This window comes from Millisia brevis NBRC 105863 (genome assembly GCF_001552615.1).
GTDB lineage: Bacteria > Actinomycetota > Actinomycetes > Mycobacteriales > Mycobacteriaceae > Millisia > Millisia brevis.
Genome location: NZ_BCRN01000006.1, coordinates 146,309 through 165,988, shown reverse-complemented (window position 1 = coordinate 165,988; position 19,680 = coordinate 146,309). Strand labels below are relative to the sequence as shown.

The window sequence follows — 19,680 nt, the reverse complement described above, 5'->3', positions numbered from 1 at the left end:
TCAGCCTACGGCGGGGACGGTCGACGGTGGGGCCGGTGAACGAACCACATCGACGTCGTAGCCGAAACGGCGCGGACCGACCAGATCGACCCCGGCGACGGAATGCCACCGCTCGTCGCTCGGGCCGGACAGCACGCGCACGCGTTGGCCGTACCGCACGGCCTCGGTGGTGATCGCCGCGCCGGTCTCGTCGTCGACCAGGATGATCAGGTCGGGCGTCGTGCACACGACGGTGCCGTCGACGGTCGCCACCAGGTTCTCGTTCCGGAACCCCACCGTCAGGCACCTGCCGTCGTCGTCGCCGATGCCCTCGATGAACGCCTCGCCGCGCACGAATCCGCCGACGGTCTCACGCCGCACGTCGATCACTTTGCCGGTCAACAGGATCGAACCACCGAGCCGATCGGCCAGGGCGGTCACCGGATCGGTATGCGAGGTGACGGCCGAACGGGTGAGGATCCCCAGTTCCTGGCAGAGGGACAGCGTGTCCGGCACGAAGCTGTCGCGCACCGCGGCCCCGGACATCGGGAAGCAGGAGATGACGATCGAACTGCCCATCTGCACCGCGAGCGGGCGGGTCAGGCGTTCGGCCCAGTTGTTGTCGATCGAGTCGACGATGCCGGTGTTGCCCTTTTCATCCGCGAACGACAGGGGGCCTGCGGGTATGCCGGACAGGGTGGGCAGCACCATCTGAATCTCCGGGAAGGCCCGCCCCATCCCGTCGCCGTCGATCAGTGGCAGTCCGAGGCGGGCGGCGGCCACCACCGGAAGCATCGAGTTGATGCCACCGGCCTCGATGCAGGCGATATGGGTCGGCGGGGTGCCCAGATATCTGGCCATGGCGCCGATCGCGGTCTCCAACTGGTCGGCGGAGGGGATCTTCTCGATGACGACGGTCGGTGCGCCCATCAGGGCGACCGGCAGCACGACGGCATCGTCGGGTACGGCGTCGAGACCCACCACCTCCACCGGGCCGTGGCGGCGGATCGCCTCGGCGGCGAGCAGTCCGCCGATATGGGGATCGCCGCCTCCGCCGGTGCCGAGCAGGGCCGCGCCGACGGTGATCGGATCGACGTCGTCGGTGGAAATGCGCGCGAGGGTATGGGGGTGGTCGGGGTAGGGCCGGCGGGGTCGAGTCATGGTGACGTCAGACATGAGCGGGAGCCTCCTTGCCGAGATCGAGGACGCCGACCGCTTTCACGCGAACGCGCACCGCGTTGCCCGGTAGATAGGGGATGGGTAGTTCGTCGAATTCGACGATGCGGACCGAATCGGCGGTCGCCCCGGCGAGGACGGCGCGATTGATCGCCTCCTGACGGGCCTGCTCGACGATCCGATCGCGGGAGAGCCGATCGGTGGAGTACATGCGGTCGACCTCGCCGCCGACGTTGGCAATGGCCGCGCCGACGGCGTTGGCGACCGCGTAGTTGTCCGGTCGCAGGATGGTCCCGAAACCGGGGAGGCTCTCCGGCAGCAGGATCGAACCACCACCGACGGCGACCACCGCCAACGGATCGGCCGACACCCGCATGCGATCGACACCGCGGGCGATCTCCTCGTCGATCCGGGCCAGAGCATCGCGAACGACCGACCCGTCCAGATGCGCCACCAGGTTCGGGTCGCCGACGACGCCGCGACCGGCGGCGACCGCGATGTCGGTGGCGGTCAGTGCGGTTCCTCCGAAGACGCGCGCCTCGGACGGCAGCCGGTAGCCGACCGAGTCCGGGCCGATGCGTCGGCCGTCGTCGCGGATGCGCGAACCGCCTCCGATCCCCAGGGAGATCACGTCGGGCATCCGAAAGTTGGTGCGCACGCCCGCGACGTGGACCTCGGCCCGCGACTCGCGCGGGAATCCGCCCTCGAGCAGACCGATATCGCTGGTGGTGCCGCCGATGTCGACGACGGCGCAGGTCTGCATCCCCGACAACAACGCCGCCCCGCGCATCGAATTGGTCGGCCCGGAGGCGAACGTCGCCACCGGGTACCGGCGCGCCTGTTCGAGGTTCATCAGAGTGCCGTCGTTCTGGCTCAGATAGAGCGGGGCGTCCCACCCGCGGCGATGCAGGGATTCGGACAGGTCGGCGAGGATCGCGTCGGCGATATCGCGCAGGGCGGCGTTGATGATCGTGGCGTTCTCGCGTTCCAACAGCCCGATTCGGCCGATCTCGTGGGACAGCGAGATCGCCACGGTGGGACCGAGGTGCGCGGCGAAGATGTCGGCGGCCGCTATCTCGGCGTCCGCGTTCACCGGTGCGAAGACGCTCGAGATCGCGATCGACCGGATGCCGCGTGCCGCGATGTCGTCGCCGATGCGGTGCAGTTCGTCGGGATCGAGGTCGGCGAGGGCGGAGCCATCGAATTCGTATCCGCCATGGGCGAGGTAGCCCTGGCCGTCGATCGCCTCCACCAACTCGGTGGGCCAACCGACAAACGGTGGAAGCGAACTGGTCGCCGGGAGACCGAGCCGGACGGCGGCGGTCGGCGCCAGCCCACGCCGTTCGATCAACGCGTTGATGAAGTGGGTGGTGCCCACCATGATCGCGTCGATGTCCTGCGCCCCGAACGGATGGGCCGACTCCAGCGCGGAGATCGCGTCGAGAATGCCGCGGGTGACGTCGGGAGCGGTCGACCGCTTGCAGGCGGCGACCACCCGATCACCGCGCATCAGCACTGCGTCGGTATTGGTGCCGCCGACGTCGATTCCGATTCTCATATGCGCCGCTTTCTGCTGTTGGCCGCCCGCCGGTCAAGCGTCTGCGGTCAGCCTATGGATCCTTCGGCCACGGCTCACCGGGCGCAGTGCCCTGATTCGGACCTCCAATCCGGCGGGATGCACATCGAGGACGTCGGGCCGGGCTTCTAGTGTTCGGGTCCATGACCTCGTTTCTGTCCGAAACCGCCTTCGCCGACCGCACCGTCGTCCTGATCGGGGGTGGGACCGGCATCGGACTGGCGGTCGCCCGACTGGTGACGGCCGCAGGCGGCAACGTCGTACTGGGTGGCCGCACCGCTGCGACGCTGGAGGCGGCCGCATCCGAACTCGGTGACGCCGCACGCTGGGCGGTGGTCGATACCTCGGACCAGGACACCATCGACACCTTCTTCGCGGGGATCGAGACGGTGCACGGCATTTTCACGACCGCGGCCGACTACGTCACCGGGTCGATCGCGGACTTGTCGGTCGAGCAGGCCGCGACTCCCTTCCAGTCGAAGTTCTGGGGGCAGTACCGGGTGGTGAAGTCCGCCCTGCCGAAGCTCGCGGCCGACGCGTCGATCGTGCTGATGTCGGGTGCGGCCAGCATCCGCCCCGCCGGGAACGCTCCGGCCTATACCGCGGCCAACGCCGCCATCGAGGGCTTGGCGCGCGGGTTGGCCTTCGAACTGGCCCCGATTCGGGTCAACGCGGTGGCGCCCGGCACCGTCGACGGGCACCTGTGGGACCAGCGCGATCCGGCGGTTCGGGCCGCGGCCTTCGACTTCTACACCTCGATCTCGACGATCGGCCGGATGGGAACCGAACCCGAGGTCGCCCAGGCGGTGGTCTACCTGCTGCTCAACACCGTCACGACCGGGTCGACCCTCTTTCCCGACGGCGGCTACTCGTTCCGATGATCCGCTCGATCACCGCATCGGTGAAGGCGGTGGTCGAGGCGGTGCCGCCGAGGTCGCGCGTGCGGATCGGGGAGGCGATCACCGCGCCGATCGCGTCCTCGGTGCGCCCCGCCGCTTCGCCGAAGACGGGGGAGGTGTGGCGGCCCTGCAACCAACGCAGCAGCATCGCCACCGACAGGATCAGCGCTGTCGGGTTGGCGGTATCGGTACCCGCGATGTCCGGCGCGGCGCCGTGTGCGGCCTGGGCCATCGCCCGGGTCGCCGAGCAGTTCAGCGAGGCGGCGATCCCCAGTGAGCCGGCCAACTCCGCGGCGAGGTCGGACAGGATGTCGCCGAAGAGGTTCTCGGTGACGATCACGTCGAAGATCGACGCGTCGCGTACCAGATGCGCCGCGGCGGCGTCGACGAACTGCTCGGACACGGTGACGTCCGGATAGTCGCCGGCCACCTCGAGGCAGACGTCCCGGAACAGCCCGGTCGTCATCGTCAGGACGTTCGCCTTGTGCACGATCGTCACGTGTCGGCGGCGTTGCTCGGCCAGCCGGAACGCCTCCCGCGCGATGCGCTCGCTCCCGGCGCGGGTGATGACGCCGACCGCGAGGGCGACGTCCGGTGTCGGCATGAACTCGCCGGAACCGGCGAACATATTGCGGTCCGCGTAGAGGCCCTCGGTGTTCTCCCGGACGATCACCAGATCGGCGCGCGGGGCGATCGGATCGGTGCCGGGCCACGCCCGCGCCGGCCGGATATTGGCGAACAGATCGAAGTGTTTGCGGATCGCCCCCGCCGGCGGCACCGCCGCGGCCAGCTGCGCCGGATACGAAGCGCTGTCGTGCGGTCCGAGAATCCACCCGTCCAGGCGGTCGAGCGCAGCGAGCGTCTCGGCCGGCACCGCGACGCCGTACCGCTCGATCGCCTCGTGCCCGATCGGCAGCGGATGCCAGTCGATGGTGAACAGGTCGGTGGCGGCGGCCTCGAGGACCCGGGCGGCGGCGGGAACGATCTCCGGACCGATCCCGTCTCCGGCGACGAGACCCAGCTGTATCGACGGTGTCACCGGCGCGAGTGTGCCATGAACCCGCCGGGCGGGGCGTCGACACCACGGCGAACGTCGTCGTTCACCTTGTCCGTCGGGGCGATATCGAAGGCCGGCGGCCGCTCCTAGGGTTCATCGGTAACCGACCGTGAGGTGATGACATGACCGCAGTACACGCTCCTGTCGGCGGACCCCAGCTCGAGCAGGTCCGCCGTCTGATCACCGAGGTCCCCGGACCGCGCTCCCGCGAGATCGCGCAGCGCCGCGGCGCCGCGTTGCCGACCGGACTGACCAGTGCCGTCGGCGTCTACGCCGCGGCCGCCGGCGGCGGTGTGCTGCTCGACGTCGACGGCAACTCCTTCATCGACTTCGGCAGCGGCATCGCGGTGACCACCGTCGGCAACTCCGCTCCGCGGGTGGTCGAACGGGCTCGCGAGCAGCTCGGGAAGTTCACGCACACCTGTTTCCTCGCCACCCCGTACGAGTCCTATGTCGAGGTGGCCGAAACCCTCAATCGCCTCACCCCCGGCGACCACGAGAAGCGCACCGCACTGTTCAACACCGGCAGCGAGGCCGTCGAGAACGCGGTCAAGTACGCCCGGGCGGCGACCGGCCGACCGGCGGTGGTCACCTTCGACAACGCCTTCCACGGCCGCAGCCTGCTGACGATGTCGATGACCGCGAAGGCCGCGCCCTACAAGGCGGGCTTCGGTCCCTTCGCACCCGAGGTCTACCGGGCGCCGATGGCCTACCCGTACCGGTGGCCGAGCGGCCCCGAGAACGCCGCCGACGAGGCGTTCACCGCCTTCCGGGATCTGATCGACGTGCAGATCGGCGCCGGCGTGGTCGCCTGCGTCATCGTCGAACCGATCCAGGGTGAGGGCGGCTTCATCGTGCCCGCGCCGGGCTTCCTGGCCCGCGTCGCCGACTTCTGCCGGGAGCGCGGCATCGTCTTCGTCGCCGACGAGGTCCAGGCCGGTATCGGCCGCACGGGGGCCTGGTTCGCGAGCGAACACGAGGGCCTCGTGCCCGACCTGGTCGTCACCGCCAAGGGGCTCGCCGGCGGACTTCCGCTGGCCGCGGTCACCGGCCGCGCGGACATCATGGACGCCGCGCACGCCGGCGGTATCGGCGGCACCTACAGCGGAAACCCGGCAGCCTGCGAGGCGGCGCTCGGGGTCTTCGAGACCATCGAGCAGGACAACCTGCTCGAGCGGGCCCGGGTGATCGGCGACATCATGACCCGGCATCTGCGCGAGATCGCCGCCGAGCATCCGATCGTCGGGGAGATCCGGGGTCGCGGCGCGATGGTCGCCGTCGAACTGGTCGAACCGGATTCCGACACCCCGAACCGCGACGCCGTCGCCGCGATCAACCGCGACTGCGTACAGCATGGGCTGTTGACGCTCACCGCCGGCACCTTCGGCAATGTGCTGCGCTTCCTGCCGCCGCTGTCGATCTCCGACGACCTGCTCGACGAGGGTTTCGAGATCCTGCGCGCCGCCTTCGCCGCCCTCTGATCCACCGCCCCACCGACCGACGAGGACCCGATATGACGACCGTGACCGCCCCCCGCTCCGACAACCGCGCCCAGAAGCCGCTGGAGCTCTTCGGCACCGACCGCCTGCTCGACGACGACGAGCGCGATATCGCCGCCACCGTCCGCAAGTTCGTCGACACCCGCCTCAAGCCCAACGTCGCCGAGTGGTTCGAATCGGCCACCCTGCCGCGCGAGATCGCCCGCGAATTCGGCAGCCTCGGCGTGCTGGGCATGCACCTGCAGGGCTACGGCTGCGCCGGCACCAACGCGGTCAGTTACGGCCTGGCCTGTCTGGAACTCGAGGCGGGCGACAGCGGCTTCCGCAGCTTCGTGTCGGTGCAGGGTTCGCTGTCGATGTTCTCGATCTACCGTTACGGCTCCGAGGAGCAGAAGCTCGAATGGCTGCCGAAGCTCGCGGCCGGCGAGGCGATCGGCTGCTTCGGCCTGACCGAACCCGACTTCGGCTCCAACCCCGCCGGGATGCGCACCCGCGCCCGCCGCGACGGTGACGACTGGATCCTCAACGGCACCAAGATGTGGATCACCAACGGCAACCTCGCCGACGTCGCCACGGTGTGGGCGCAGACCGACGACGGTGTCCGCGGCTTCGTCGTCCCCACCGACACCCCGGGATTCACCGCCAACGTCATCCACCACAAGCTGTCGCTGCGCGCGTCGGTCACCTCGGAACTGGTCCTCGACAATGTGCGGCTGCCCGCCTCCGCCCAGCTGCCCGAGGCCCGCGGCCTCAGCGCCCCCCTGTCCTGCCTGAACGAAGCCCGCTTCGGCATCGTCTTCGGCGCCCTCGGCGCCGCCCGCGACAGCCTCGAGTCCGCGATCGACTACGCCGCCGCCCGCGACGTCTTCGACCGCCCGCTGTCGAGCTTCCAGCTCACCCAGGAGAAGCTGGCGAATATGACCCTCGAGCTCGGCAAGGGTCTGCTGCTCGCCCTGCACCTGGGCCGCATGAAGGACGACGGCGGTATCCGACCGGAGCAGCTGAGCCTGGGCAAGCTGAACAACGTGCGCGAAGCGATCGCGATCGCCCGCGAATGCCGCACCATCCTCGGCGGCAGCGGCATCACCCTCGAGTACCCGCCGCTGCGGCACGCCAACAACCTCGAATCGGTGCTGACCTACGAGGGCACCAGCGAGATGCATCTGCTGTCGATCGGCAAGGCCCTCACCGGGCACGCCGCCTTCCGCTGACCAACCGATCGAACCGTTCCGGGCACGGGAGAAACGAGACCGCCATGACCGCACCGATTCAGAACCTGCACAACCTCGTCGACGGCACGTGGACCGAGGGAAGCGGCGGCGACGTCGTCAGCATCAATCCGGCGGATTCGTCGGTGGTGGTGGCGGCGGGACAGCGCGCCGACACCGCGCTGCTCGACGCCGCGGTCACGGCGGCCTCCGCCGCCCGGGCGCAATGGGCGCATACCCCGGCCCACGAGCGGGGGGCCGTGCTGGTGCGGGCGGCGGCGATCGTCGAGGCCCGAGCCGACGAGTGGGGCCGGGAGCTGTCCCGCGAGGAGGGCAAGACCCTCGCGGAGGGCATCGGCGAGGTCGGGCGCGCCGCGCAGATCCTGCGCTTCTACGGCAACGACGCCGACCGGGAGGCCGGCGAGGTCTACTCCTCGCCGCGTCGGGGTGAACGCATCCTGGTCACCCGCAAGCCGGTCGGCGTCGTCGGGGTCATCACCCCGTTCAACTTCCCGATCGCCATCCCCGCCTGGAAGATCGCCCCCGCCCTGACCTACGGCAACACCGTGGTCTGGAAGCCGGCGAGCACCGTGCCGCTGCTGGCGGTGCGGCTGGCGCAGGCGCTGACCGAGGCGGGCCTGCCGGCCGGCGTGCTCAACCTCGTCCTCGGCGACCGGGAGATCGGTACCGGCATCATCGAACACCCCGGCATCGACGCAGTGACCTTCACCGGATCGACCGGGGTGGGCCGCCGCCTGGTCGCGGCCGGGGCGCTGCGCGGCGTACCGGTGCAGGCCGAACTCGGCGGCAAGAACGCCGCGATCGTGCTCGGCGACGCCGATCTCGACCTCGCGGTCCAACAGGTGGCTCTCGGCGCATTCCGTTCCACCGGCCAGAAGTGCACGGCGACGTCCCGGTTGATCGTCACCGACGACATCGCCGACGACTTCCTGGCGGCGCTGACCAAACGAGCCCGCGAGATCATCGTGGGCGATCCGCTCGATCCCACCACCGAGATGGGCCCGGTCATCAACGGCGCTGCCCGCGAATCCATCCGGGGTGGGATCGACCGTGCGATCGAGCAGGGCGCCGACCTGCTCGTCGGCGGTACCTCCGCCGATCCGCAGCTGCGGGAATCCGGCTACTTCCTGTCGCCGACCATCCTGGATCTGCCCTCCGGTGATCTCGACATCTGGCGCGACGAGCTCTTCGGACCGGCCCTGGCCATACGCCGGGTGGCCTCCGTCGAGGACGCCTTCACCCTCGCCAACGACGGCGACTACGGCCTGTCCGCCGCCCTGTTCACGCAGGACCTCACCCGCACCCTCGAGGCGGTCGACCACATCGACGTCGGCATCCTGCACGTGAACTCCGAATCGGCCGGCGCCGACCCGCACGTGCCGTTCGGCGGCGCCAAGAAGAGCGGCTACGGTCCCAAGGAACAGGGTCGTTCGGCGCGCGAATTCTTCACCCACACCACGACGGTGTACCTGCGCGGCGGGGCGGCCCGCATATGACGGGCGGAGCGGACGTGACCGAAGGCGGGACGGGCGGGGGAACCCTCGACGGTGTGGTGGTGGTCGACTTCAGTCGAGTGCTCGCCGGGCCGTACGCGACGATGATGCTCGGCGACTTCGGCGCCCGGATCATCAAGGTCGAACGCCCCGGCACCGGTGACGACACCCGGGCCTGGGGTCCGCCCTTCGACGCCGACGGCACCGCCACCTACTTCAACGCGGTCAACCGCAACAAGACATCGGTCGTGATCGACCTGGGCAGCGAGGACGGGCGGCGGCAGGCGCTCGAGCTGGTGCGCACCGCCGACGTCGTCGTCGAAAACTTCCGCACCGGCACGATGGAACGGCTCGGGCTCGGCTACGACGACCTCGTCGCGGTCAAGCCGGACCTGATCTTCTGTTCGATCACCGGGTTCGGGGCCGACGGGGGAGCCGCCCTCGCCGGCTACGACCTGCTGGTGCAGGCCGTCGGCGGCCTGATGAGCGTCACCGGCCCCGAACCGGGTGCGCCCACCAAGGTCGGCGTGGCGCTGGTCGACGTGATCACCGGGCTGCACGCCCTCGCCGGCATCCTCGCCGCGCTCGCCCACCGCTCCCGCACCGGCGAGGGCCAACGGGTCGAGACCAATCTGCTGTCGTCGCTGTTGTCGTCGCTGGTCAACCAGGCGTCCGGCTTCGTCGGCGCCGGGGTGGTGCCGGGCATCCTGGGCAATCGGCACCCCAGCATCTCGCCGTACGAGACCTTCGCGACCGCCGACCGCCCGGTCGCGCTCGCGGTCGGCAACGACAAGCAGTTCGCCCAGCTGTGCGCCGCGAGCGGACGTGCCGATCTGGCGACCGACGAGCGGTTCGCCACCAATACCGCGCGGGTGAGCAATCGCCAGGAGTTGACCGCGACGCTGGAGAAGGCGCTGGCCGATCACGGCGCCGACCACTGGTTCGCACTGCTCAGCCCGCTCGGTGTGCCGATCGGCCCGATCAACAACATCGCCGAAGCCTTCGACTTCGCCGAGCAGCTCGGGCTCGCGCCGTCGGTCGAGGTGCCCGGCAGCGCGACCCCGCAGGTCGCCAATCCGCTGACCTTCTCGCGGACCCCCGTGCAGTACCGCAGCGGACCACCGCCCCTGGGGGACAACCCGACCGCCTGACAGCCCGCCCGGCCCGGCGCCACCGGCCCACCGACCGCCCGGCTCACCCGGCCCAGCGGCCCCGGTCCACCCGACCCAGCGCACCCCACCGGGCCCGGCACCCCGCCTCCTCCCGCGAAAGTGTCGCTTTCTCCGGTTCAGCCGCAGAAAGTGACACTCTCGCGGCGGCTCGGCGGCTCGGTCCACCCCGAGCGCCTGGCAGCCCGCTCTGCCCACCCGACCCAGCGCACCTGGAGCAGCCCACCGGGCCCGGCGCCCCGCCTCCTCGCGCGAGAGTGCCACTTTCTCGGGTTCAGTGGCGGAAAGTGACACTCTCGCGGCGGCTCGGCAGCCCACCGGGCCCGGCGCACCCCGCCTCATCCCGCGAGAGTGTCGTTTTCTCCGGTTCAGTCGCAGAAAGTGACACTCTCGTGGCGGGGTGGCGGGGTGGCGGGGTGGCGGGGTGGCGGGGTGGCGGGGTGGCGCGGTGGCCCAGTGGCGCGGGTCAGGGGCGGCGGAGGGTTTCGGCGAGTTCGTGGGCCTTGACGGCGATCCAGAGTTCGGCGCGGGCCTGCGCGGTGTCGAGGTCGCGGTCGAGAACATCCGCGGCCTTGGCGATCCGGCTGCGCATCGTATGGCGGTGGACGCCCAACTCGGCGGCGGCGCTTTCGATCTGAGTGTTGTGCAGCAGCCACACCCGCACGGCGGTCAACAGGTCGGGGGAGGACGGGGTCGCCGCGTCGTGGTCGATCAGCGGACCGAGGACCTTGCGCGCCAGTACGGACAGTTCCTCGACGGACCGGCCGTCCAGCAGCAGCGAAAACGTTCCGGCATCGGCGAAGTCGCTGACCGCCGAGGATGACGAGGCCCCGATCCGGGCGGCCGCGCGGGCCTGCCGGACACCGGTCGCCGCGTCGACGACGCCGACCGGGCCACCCCGCCCCGCTCGAACGGGTCGACCCAGGGCGATCGACAGGGTGCGCACCAGGGCGGCGACCCAGGCGGCATCGCGCTCACCGCCGACGAGGACGGCGAGATCGCCGTGCGTGGGGGCCATCAGGTAGGGGACCGACTGCGCGGCCAATGCGGCGGCCGCCTCGCGCTGCGCCGGCAGCAGCGCCCCCACATTGGTCATCACGATCGCGACAACCGTCGACTCCTCGGTGAAGCCGAAATAGCGCAGCAAGCCGGTATCGAGGTCGGCTCCGATTGCGAGGAGGGCCTCGGTCACCACCGTGCGCAACCGTTGTTCGGCGTCGGCCACCTTCGCCGGCTTGCCCATCTCGATCGAGATCAGCGACACGGTGTGTGCGACCAGCAGCCGGTCCTCGGTCGCGAGCGGCCCCGCCGAGCCGATCGCCAGATATCCGCGGATGTCCCCGGCCACCGAGACGCTCTGCACGACACAGGAGCCGGCCCGGTCGGAGGCGACCGAACTGGTCGATCGCCCTCGCCCCGAGGTGGATCCGGCCGCGCGGGCGACGGAGCGGGCCTGCTCGATCACCCGCGGCACATCGGTGCCGTGGGCCGCGAGCGATTCGCCCTCCGCATCGATCAGCACGACCGTCGCGGTCAGCGCCCGCCCCAATGTCGCCGTCAGTAGGGGGATTCCGCCTCGGAGGGTCGCGCGAGCCAACTTCTCCTGTTGGTCGACGATGCCCTGCACCACCCGGACCCGATCGGCGGTCAACTCGTCGATCACCGCGTGGGTGATCGCGATGAACGGGGTGCGTTGGGGTACGGCGATGATCGGCAGCCCCAGTGCGTCGCCCGCGGCGAGCACCGCATCGGGCACGTGCTCGAAGGTCGTCCCGGTATCGAAGGCGAGGGCGACGGCATTGGCGTCGACGAGCCGCGACACGTAGTCGAACTGCTCCTCGTCGGAGGAGCCGATGTTCAGACCGGTGGTCATCACCAACTCGCCGCCGGTGATCCACGGCGCCGGGTCCGCGAGTTCGATCGCGTGCGCCCACTCGATCACCCGATCGGCGCCCGCGTGGCCGGCCACCACGGTCAGGCCCAGATCGGGATTCCGAACGAGCCTGCGAACGGTCAGCGCCATCCTCACCCTTCGGCCATCGACATCCGCCGGTCGAGGTCACCCTTCGGCGACCATCACATCCCGGCGGATGCCGACAACCGTACCCGGCCGGCCGAACGATCCGACTACAGCTCGCCGCCCCCGCCGTGACCGGCCGCCGCACCCGCCGGCTGCGGAATCGGCAGCTGGTGACGCGGCACGATCATCGTCGGAACGGGTGAGTGCCGCAGGATCTTCGAGGCGGCCGACCCGAGGAAGACCCGGGAGGCCTGCCCGGCGGCGCCGGAGCCGAGCACCAGGACGTCGCCCGGCTCCCAGGTGATGTCCTCGACCGCCTCGCGCCAGTCGTGCCCGCTGCCGACCACCACGTCGACATCGCCGACATGGATGTGTTCGCGGACCAACTCGAGCTGTCGAGCGGCCTCCTCCTGCATCCGCCGCGACCACTGCGCCACAACGAGACTCTCGGCGGACGACTCGAGCGCGCCACCGGACATCCACACCGGCCGCACCGTGAACGACGCGATGCGCAGCGCCGTCGACCACTGCTGTCCCAGAGTGGCGATGGCGGGAACCAGGCCCTCGATATCCGCGTCACCGCCGTATGCGGCGGTCAGGCGGGTGACCCGGTCGAGGGTCTGCGGATAGCCGCGCGGGGCGATGGCGACCGGGATCGCCGCGGTGTGCACGAGCCATTCGGTGACGCTGCCGAGCGCCACCCGGCCCATGAGCCCGGCCGAGGACGACCCGACGACCACCAGGCTCGCGTCGTGCGTCGTGGTCACCTCGATCAGCCCCTTGGGCACCGAGGTCGACTGGTGCACGACGACACTGATGTCGAGGTCCGCGGGCAACTGCTCGACCGCGCGGACCAAGGATCGCTCGGCCTCCGCGGTGACGTAGCGCAGGTACTCGTCCTCGATCGGGTCGCCCTTCGGCGGCCAGGGCCGCTCCACGATCGCGGTCGCGACCACCGATTCGCCCGTCGAGTGCGCGATCTGGGCCGCCAACTGCAAAGGGGCGAGGCCGTGTCGGCTCCAGCTGAAACCCGCGATGATCGTCACGAGGACGGTTCCTCGGTCTTGGCGCGAGCGGTGACGTTGATGACCGGCACCCCGTACTCGGCGCGGGCCCGATCGACGACATCGAAGCGATGCCAGACCGAATCCTCCAGGGGCAGCGTCGAGATCACGATCTGATCGGGGTGGAAGGTGCCGACCGCGGTCGCCAGGGCGCGCAGGGGACGGTAGTCGCCGATCTCGCCCTCGGCCTCCAGGTTCTCCGACCGCAGGGTGGTCAGCGTGTGGTCGAGCCGCCGCTGGGCCTCGACCCGGGTGGCCTCCCAGACATCGAGCGGACCGTGCGTCGCGGCGGTGCCGGTTTCGATCGGGCTGGCCGGGACGACGACGAAGTAGCTGGTGCTCCGATCGGCGCCGATACCGCGCAGCTCCGCGAGCAGCTCGTCGGATTCGACGGTCTGGTTGGCCAGCACGAGCACCCGGTGGGGCCGATCGCCGCCGGCGACACCCTCCACGACCGGTCGACGCTTGACGAACCAGCGGTTGGCGACGAACAGCAGGATGACCACCGCCCACGACAGAAGGCTCAGCACCAACTGCGAACGGACCGCCTCCTGCAGGAACATCTGCACCAGGACCGCGAAGATGCCGATCGCGGTGAGAATCGACAGCACCGGGAACAGCCACATCTTGACGCGCAGCTGCGAATCGGGGGTGCGGTAGCGCAGCACGATCTGGGAGATCACGATCAGCAGGTAGACGAACAGGATGATCGCACCGCTGGAGTTCAGCAGGAAGGCGAAGATCGTGTCCGGCGAGAACGCCGCAGCCACGACGCACAGGAAGCCGACCACCGACGAGGCGAGGATGGCGATCGCCGGAACGCCGCGCCGGGTGACGCGCACCAGCTGAGCCGGCGCCTCGCGGCGTGCGGCCAGCACGAAGAGCATGCGCGAGGCGGTGTACATACCGGAATTCAGACAGCTGAGCACCGCCGTCAGAACGACCGCATTCATGATGTGGTCGGCGTAGGGGATACCCATTTCGGTGAACGCCGCGACAAACGGGGACGCGCTGGCGTCGTCGTCATTCCACGGAAGGATGGTGACAAGCAGGAAGGACGAGCCGACGAAAAAGACCGCTATGCGAAGAATGACCGAATTGGCCGCTTTTGCGACGGCGCGCTCGGGGTCCGAGGATTCGGCGGCGGCGATGGTCGCGATCTCCGCGCCGACCATCGAGAAAATCACCGTAACGACGGCGACGGTGATTGCCAGGGGGCCGAAGGGGAAGAATCCGCCGTGGCTCCACAGGTTCGAGAAATCCATCGACTTGTTCGGCCACATACCGAGGACGAAGAGGGAACCGAGCACGAGGAACGCGATGATCGCCGCGACCTTCACGCCGGCGAACCAGTACTCGAACTCACCGAACGACGAGACCGAGAACAGGTTGGTCGCGGTCATCGCCACCAGCAGAACCAGAGCTACCAGCCACAGCGGCCAGTCGACCCAGTACGCGATGATCTTCGCGCCGGCGATCGCCTCGAAACCGACGACGATCACCCAGAAGTACCAGTACAGCCAGGCAACCGAGAAGCCTGCCCAGTCGCCCATCGCCTGTCGCGCGTAGTCGGCGAACGAACCGGTGGCCGGATGGGCGACCGCCATCTCGGCCAGCGCCCGCATCACCATGATGATCAGGATTCCGGCGAGGCCGTACGTGAGGAATGTGCCCGGACCGGTCTCCCTGATGACGACGCCGGAGCCGACGAACAGGCCCGCGCCGATAACACCGCCGATCGCGATCATGGTCAACTGCCGTTGACTCAGGGCCTTCTTCAACGCTGGTGTTTCACCCATTTGACCTCACCCGGAATTCTCATCGATCAGCGCTATTCACTTCGGCGCTGTTAGAAGTCGAACGTTAGGCTCACCTGCGCCGCATTGTGCGGCGAAGCTGTCTGGAATTTGGGCGGATCATTCGGACAGTTGTCGAACTGCATCGGTTCACCGATCGGCCTCGATAAACCGCGCGGACCTGCAGGGGGTCACCGCATCGGTCGATACAACCCCGCGAGCTGAGCCAGTCGGATACCGAGAGTCAAAGCGAACCGAATTTCCCCGTCGCCGAGGTCCTCTCCTATTGCCCGGGTAAGCTTCTCCAACCGGTAATACATCGTCGACCGGTGCAGGTACAGATCGGTCGCCGCCTGCCGGGCGTCACCGCCGTTGGCCAGGTACACCTCGAGGGTGTGGATCAGGTCGTCGCGGCCCTGTTCGATCAGGCCGATGATGCCCGGATGCACCATCTCTCGCAGGTGATTGCGGTCGTACGACTCGGCGAGCAGCGCCAACGTCTGCCAGGAACCCAGCCGCGTCCACACGGTCACCCGGGCGTCGGAGACGCCGATCTGCCCGAGCGTCAAAGCCAGCCGGGCCCGCTGCACCCCCAGCGTCACCTGACGTCCCGGATAGCGATCGCCGGACCACCCGACGGCGGGTCGGATCCCGTAGCTCGCCTCGATCCCCTCCAGCACCGCATCGATCGTCGCCTCGGTGTCGATCGACGCGTCGGGCCGGGAGACCGCCAGGATGACCGTCGGGGTGACCGTCGCGGGGAACCACTGGTGCGAACGGTCGAGGGCGGCGAGGCGCAGTCGCAGAGCGATCGCCCCGTCGAGGGCGGCGACGTCCGACGCCCCCGAATCGAACGTGAAGACGCTGAATCGGCTGTCCGGCTGCGCCATCCCGCGTGCCTGCAACTCCAGCTGGACGCGTTCCCGATCGCTGTCGCTCAGCAACCGTTCCAGCAGAGCCTGTTTGGACAACTCCTCGGCCCGCAGCTCGCCGTTGTGACGATCGAGCAGGGCCGCCAGGTCGGCGCCCGCCCGCACGGCGACCCCGCGGCCCTCCTCGGACAACGAATCGTCGGGATCGAGGATCCACAGGTAGCCGAGCCGCCGTTCCGCCGAGCGGATCGGAACGCACCAGCGCGCCATCTGCCCGTGCTCGGGGACCGCCGGCATCCGCACCGGCTCGGTCGCGGTCCGGATGCCGAAGCCCAGGAGTCGCGACTTCGCCTCGGGCAGGGTGCCCCGCTGCAGCACGCTGTAGAGCCGCAGGTCGTCGAGGCGGCCCAGCTGACGGCTGTGCGTGATCGAGGTCAATTCCTCGTCGTCCAGGAGCACGGCACGGTCGAGCGCCTGCGAGAGGGTATCGACGATCGACTGCACCTGCGATGTGAAGTCGACGTTCACCGAATCGGTCACCCTGAGATCATCTTCCCGAGATCCCCCGATGCGCGAGTGGCGCGCACGAGCAGATCCAATTCGGCGTTGACCGTGCAGGCGCGGGCGATGTCGATCGTGCCGTCGCGGCGCAGTTCCGCGATCAGCCGGGTGAAGCGATCGACCTGCTCGCCGCGACGGTCCCGCCACGAGGTGTATCGGTCGCCGCCCTCCGGTTCCCGATCCAGGATCGCCCCCACCAGCGCGTGATGATTGTCGGCGAGGGCATCGCGGACGGTGGAGATGGCCATCCCGTCCCACCAGCCGATCGGGGTGTGCTCCTCGATCCGGCCGGCCAGCCAGTCCAGACCGAGACCCCGGCCGGTTTGCGCGTACACCTCCGCCGCCGTGGCCGGGGTCGAGCCGTACCGCTGCGCGGTCTCGGTGTGATCGAGCACCTCGACGGGACCGCCCGAGCCGGCGGCGATCCGGTCGACGGCGGCGGCCGGATCCGCCGCGGCCTCGAGCGCCGCCGGTCGGTAGCGGGCGATCTCGGAGGGGATGTCGATCGGACCGGGTCGGCGGCGCAGCAGCCAGGAGGCGGTGCGTTCGATGAAGTGCTGCAGCCGGGACAGCAACGCCCGCCGTTCGGCGGCGCTCAGATCGTCGCGGTCGCGGGCGTACCGCCACATCGCGTCGACGTCGAAGACGCCGCGCACCACCGCATAGGCGCGCGCCACGTCCGCCGAACCGACCCCCAGGCGCTCCTCGAGCTGATAGATCAGGCCGGGGCCGACATGGTTGATCAGGTCGTCGGCGATCGTGGTGGCGATGATCTCGCGGGCGAGACGGTGGGTGCGGATCCGATCCCCGAGGACCGCCCGCAGCCCTTCGGGGAAGTAGGCGGGCAGCGCCCCGGCGAAGGCGGCATCCTCCGGCACCGACGACGCCAACAATTCGTCGCGCACCACGTTCTTCGATTGCGCCAGCAGCACGGCGATTTCGGGACGGCTCAGTCCGACGCCGGCCTGCGCCCGCAGCGACAGTTCCTTGCCGTCGGGCAGCACCTCGCCCGCGCGGCTGATGCCGTTGCGATCCTCGAGGTTGCCGATCAACCGCTGGTGGCGGGCGAGCAACCGGGGTGCCTGCGCCGACGCGAGGTCGATCGCCAGCGACTGGCTCTCACTGTTGTTCAGCACGGCCCGCGCGACATCTTCCTGCGCCGACGCCAGCAGGGCGTTGCGTTCCGGCACGTCGATATCGCCGGCCCGGACCGCCACGTCGAGCGCGATCTTGAGATTGACCTCGAGATCGGAACTGGCGACGCCGGCGGCATTGTCGATGAAGTCCGCGTTGATCAGGCCGCCGCCGAGGGCGTACTCGATGCGGGCGCGCTGCGTGAAGCCGAGATTGCCCCCCTCGCCGACGATCCGGCACCGCAGGTCGGCCGCGTCCACGCGGACGGCGTCGTTGACCGGGTCGGCCGCGTCGCCGTGCACCTCCCGGCTCGACTTGACGTAGGTGCCGATTCCGCCGTTCCAGAACAGGTCGACCGGAGCCGTCTGGATCGCCTTGATCAGGTCCGGGGCCGACAGTTCGGTCGCGGTGATGCCCAGCGCGGCCGCCGCTTCGGGCGACAGCGGGATCCGCTTCGCCGATCGGGGCCACACGCCGCCGCCCGCCGAGATCGCGTCCCGGTCGTAGTCGTCCCAGGAGGAGCCGCGCAGACCGAACAGGCGTCGGCGTTCGGCGAAGGCGCGCTCGGCCGGTGGGTGCGGGTCGATGAAGATGTGGCGGTGGTCGAAGGCGGCCACCAGTCGGATCGCCGGCGACAGCAGCATCCCATTGCCGAAGACGTCGCCCGACATATCGCCGATCCCGACCACGGTGAACGGGTCGACCGCGGCGTCGATCCCGAGGGACTCGAGGTGGCGGCGCACCGACACCCAGGCTCCGCGCGCGGTGATGGCCATCGCCTTGTGGTCGTAACCGGTCGACCCGCCGGAGGCGAAGGCGTCGCCGAGCCAGTAGCCCCGTTCGGTGGCGATCGAGTTGGCCAGATCGGAGAACGACGCCGTGCCCTTGTCCGCGGCGACCACCAGATAGGTATCGGGCTCCTCGCGTCGGACGGTGTTGTCCGGTTCGACGATCCGTCCGTCGACCAGATTGTCGATCACGTCGAGCATGCCGCGTACGAAGATCGAATACGCCTCCGGTGCGGGGACTTCCGGGTTCTTGCGCACGAAGGCGCCCTTGGCGCCGACCGGCACGATCGGTGAATTCTTCACCGTCTGGGTCTTCATCAGGCCGAGGACCTCGGTGCGGTAGTCCTCGGGTCGATCCGAGAAACGCAGTCCGCCGCGGGCCACCTCGCCGCTGCGGGCGTGAATGCCCTCGACATCAGCGGAGTAGACGTAGATCTCGCGATGGGGGACCACGGGGCCGCCCACCGACAGTGCGGCGGAGTCGAGCTTGAAGGCGGCGTAGTCCTTGACCGCACCGTCGGGGGTGCCGTCCGCGATGCGCTGATACCAGTTGGTGCGCACGCAGGCGGTCACAAACGATTCCAGCGAACGCAGGATGCGGTCCTCGTCGAGGGTGCGCGCGGTCTCGATGTGCGCCTGCACATTCCGGCGAGCCGGCGCCTCGGCGTCGGGGTCGGCGGCCGGGTCGAAGCGCGCGGCGAAGTAGTCGACCAGTGCCCGCGTGTACGCGCGATGGCGCTGCAGCGTCTCGATCACGTACCGCTCCGACCAGCCGGGTCCCGCCTGGCGCACGAAGCGGGTGGCCGCACGCACGAGTGTTACCTCGCGCCACGTCAATCCGGCGCCGATGATCAGCGTCGCGAAGTGGTCGATCTCGAAACCCCGGGCAAAATGGGCGGTGAAGGCATCCGAGACGAGGGTCAGCCGACTCGGGTCCGCGAGTCCCGTTGCCGCGAAGGTGAAGCGGTGCAGCGTCGGCGGAGTGGCGCGCGGATGCGCATCCGAAAGGCCCCCGTCCGCATCGAGCGTTAGCAGGTTGCGGTCGGCCACCCGCAGACCGAAGTGCTCGAATTGGGTGGCGATATCGGCCAGCAGCGGACTCGCCCCGGGCCACAGGGCCACCCCCTCGACATACTCGGTCGCCTCGATCGGGGAGGTGAACAGGATCGCGGGCAGCGCCGGACCCATGCGGCGAGCGGACAGCAGCCGTTCCACCGTTTCGTTCACCTCCGCGGACGCGGCTGAGGAACGGGTGTCGGTGGCGGGAATGCCCATCGCGGATATCCTTGCTCGTCGGAGAGTTGCCCGCCAGTGTGCGTGGCAATTCGGCTTGGGAGCGATGGACGAAGTGGCAGTGGTCCGGACCAC

The 19,680-nt window shown here is 69.5% G+C and carries 13 protein-coding genes; 5 read left to right on the top strand and 8 right to left on the bottom strand.

All coding sequences use genetic code 11. The annotated features are described in order from the left end of the window. Positions 1-1,155 (bottom strand): S-methyl thiohydantoin desulfurase family protein, encoded by a 1,155-nt coding sequence (locus MB1_RS10640; protein WP_084351438.1) that lies wholly within the window; start codon positions 1,153-1,155, stop codon positions 1-3. Then, on the bottom strand, positions 1,148-2,713 hold the full coding sequence (locus MB1_RS10635; protein WP_066906556.1) for a hydantoinase/oxoprolinase family protein: 1,566 nt from the start codon (positions 2,711-2,713) through the stop codon (positions 1,148-1,150). The genes MB1_RS10640 and MB1_RS10635 overlap by 8 nt, the downstream gene beginning before the upstream one ends. A 161-nt stretch (positions 2,714-2,874) precedes the next feature. Here MB1_RS10635 and MB1_RS10630 point away from each other — a divergent pair, with 161 nt between their 5' ends. Further along, entirely contained in the window at positions 2,875-3,612 is a 738-nt protein-coding gene (locus MB1_RS10630; RefSeq protein ID WP_066906861.1) for an SDR family oxidoreductase, read from the top strand. Here MB1_RS10630 and MB1_RS10625 read toward each other — a convergent pair. Continuing rightward, entirely contained in the window at positions 3,563-4,669 is a 1,107-nt protein-coding gene (locus tag MB1_RS10625) for an isocitrate/isopropylmalate dehydrogenase family protein (protein WP_066906554.1), read from the bottom strand. The genes MB1_RS10630 and MB1_RS10625 overlap by 50 nt on opposite strands. Positions 4,670-4,809: 140 nt before the next feature. On the opposite strand from MB1_RS10625, the gene gabT reads away from it, so the two are divergent. Genes gabT through MB1_RS10605 form a run of 4 tightly spaced genes read left to right on the top strand, consistent with a single transcriptional unit; the run spans position 4,810 to position 10,059 of the window. Next, positions 4,810-6,168 carry a 4-aminobutyrate--2-oxoglutarate transaminase gene (gene gabT, locus MB1_RS10620; protein ID WP_066906551.1) on the top strand — a complete coding sequence of 453 codons (1,359 nt, stop codon included), beginning with the start codon at positions 4,810-4,812 and terminating at the stop codon, positions 6,166-6,168. A gap of 32 nt (positions 6,169-6,200) precedes the next feature. Continuing rightward, a complete protein-coding gene (locus MB1_RS10615) occupies positions 6,201-7,397 on the top strand; it encodes an acyl-CoA dehydrogenase family protein (protein WP_066906549.1) in 1,197 nt (398 codons plus the stop codon). 44 nt (positions 7,398-7,441) lie between these two features. Continuing rightward, a complete protein-coding gene (locus MB1_RS10610; RefSeq protein ID WP_066906547.1) occupies positions 7,442-8,911 on the top strand; it encodes an aldehyde dehydrogenase family protein in 1,470 nt (489 codons plus the stop codon). Between the two features lie 14 nt (positions 8,912-8,925). Further along, on the top strand, positions 8,926-10,059 hold the full coding sequence (locus MB1_RS10605; protein ID WP_245650125.1) for a CaiB/BaiF CoA transferase family protein: 1,134 nt from the start codon (positions 8,926-8,928) through the stop codon (positions 10,057-10,059). A gap of 484 nt (positions 10,060-10,543) precedes the next feature. On the opposite strand, the gene MB1_RS10600 is transcribed toward MB1_RS10605, so the two are convergent. The 5 genes from MB1_RS10600 to MB1_RS10580 form a co-directional block, all read right to left on the bottom strand. After that, a complete protein-coding gene (locus MB1_RS10600; protein WP_066906541.1) occupies positions 10,544-12,100 on the bottom strand; it encodes a PucR family transcriptional regulator in 1,557 nt (518 codons plus the stop codon). Between the two features lie 104 nt (positions 12,101-12,204). Continuing rightward, a complete protein-coding gene (locus tag MB1_RS10595) occupies positions 12,205-13,143 on the bottom strand; it encodes a universal stress protein (protein ID WP_066906539.1) in 939 nt (312 codons plus the stop codon). After that, positions 13,140-14,960 carry an amino acid permease gene (locus tag MB1_RS10590; RefSeq protein ID WP_066906537.1) on the bottom strand — a complete coding sequence of 607 codons (1,821 nt, stop codon included), beginning with the start codon at positions 14,958-14,960 and terminating at the stop codon, positions 13,140-13,142. The genes MB1_RS10595 and MB1_RS10590 overlap by 4 nt, the downstream gene beginning before the upstream one ends. 188 nt (positions 14,961-15,148) lie before the next feature. Then, positions 15,149-16,369 (bottom strand): PucR family transcriptional regulator, encoded by a 1,221-nt coding sequence (locus MB1_RS10585; RefSeq protein ID WP_066906535.1) that lies wholly within the window; start codon positions 16,367-16,369, stop codon positions 15,149-15,151. Continuing rightward, positions 16,366-19,587, bottom strand: coding sequence for an NAD-glutamate dehydrogenase domain-containing protein (locus MB1_RS10580; protein WP_084351435.1), 3,222 nt, complete (start codon positions 19,585-19,587; stop codon positions 16,366-16,368). The genes MB1_RS10585 and MB1_RS10580 overlap by 4 nt, the downstream gene beginning before the upstream one ends. Between the last annotated feature and the right edge of the window lie 93 nt (positions 19,588-19,680).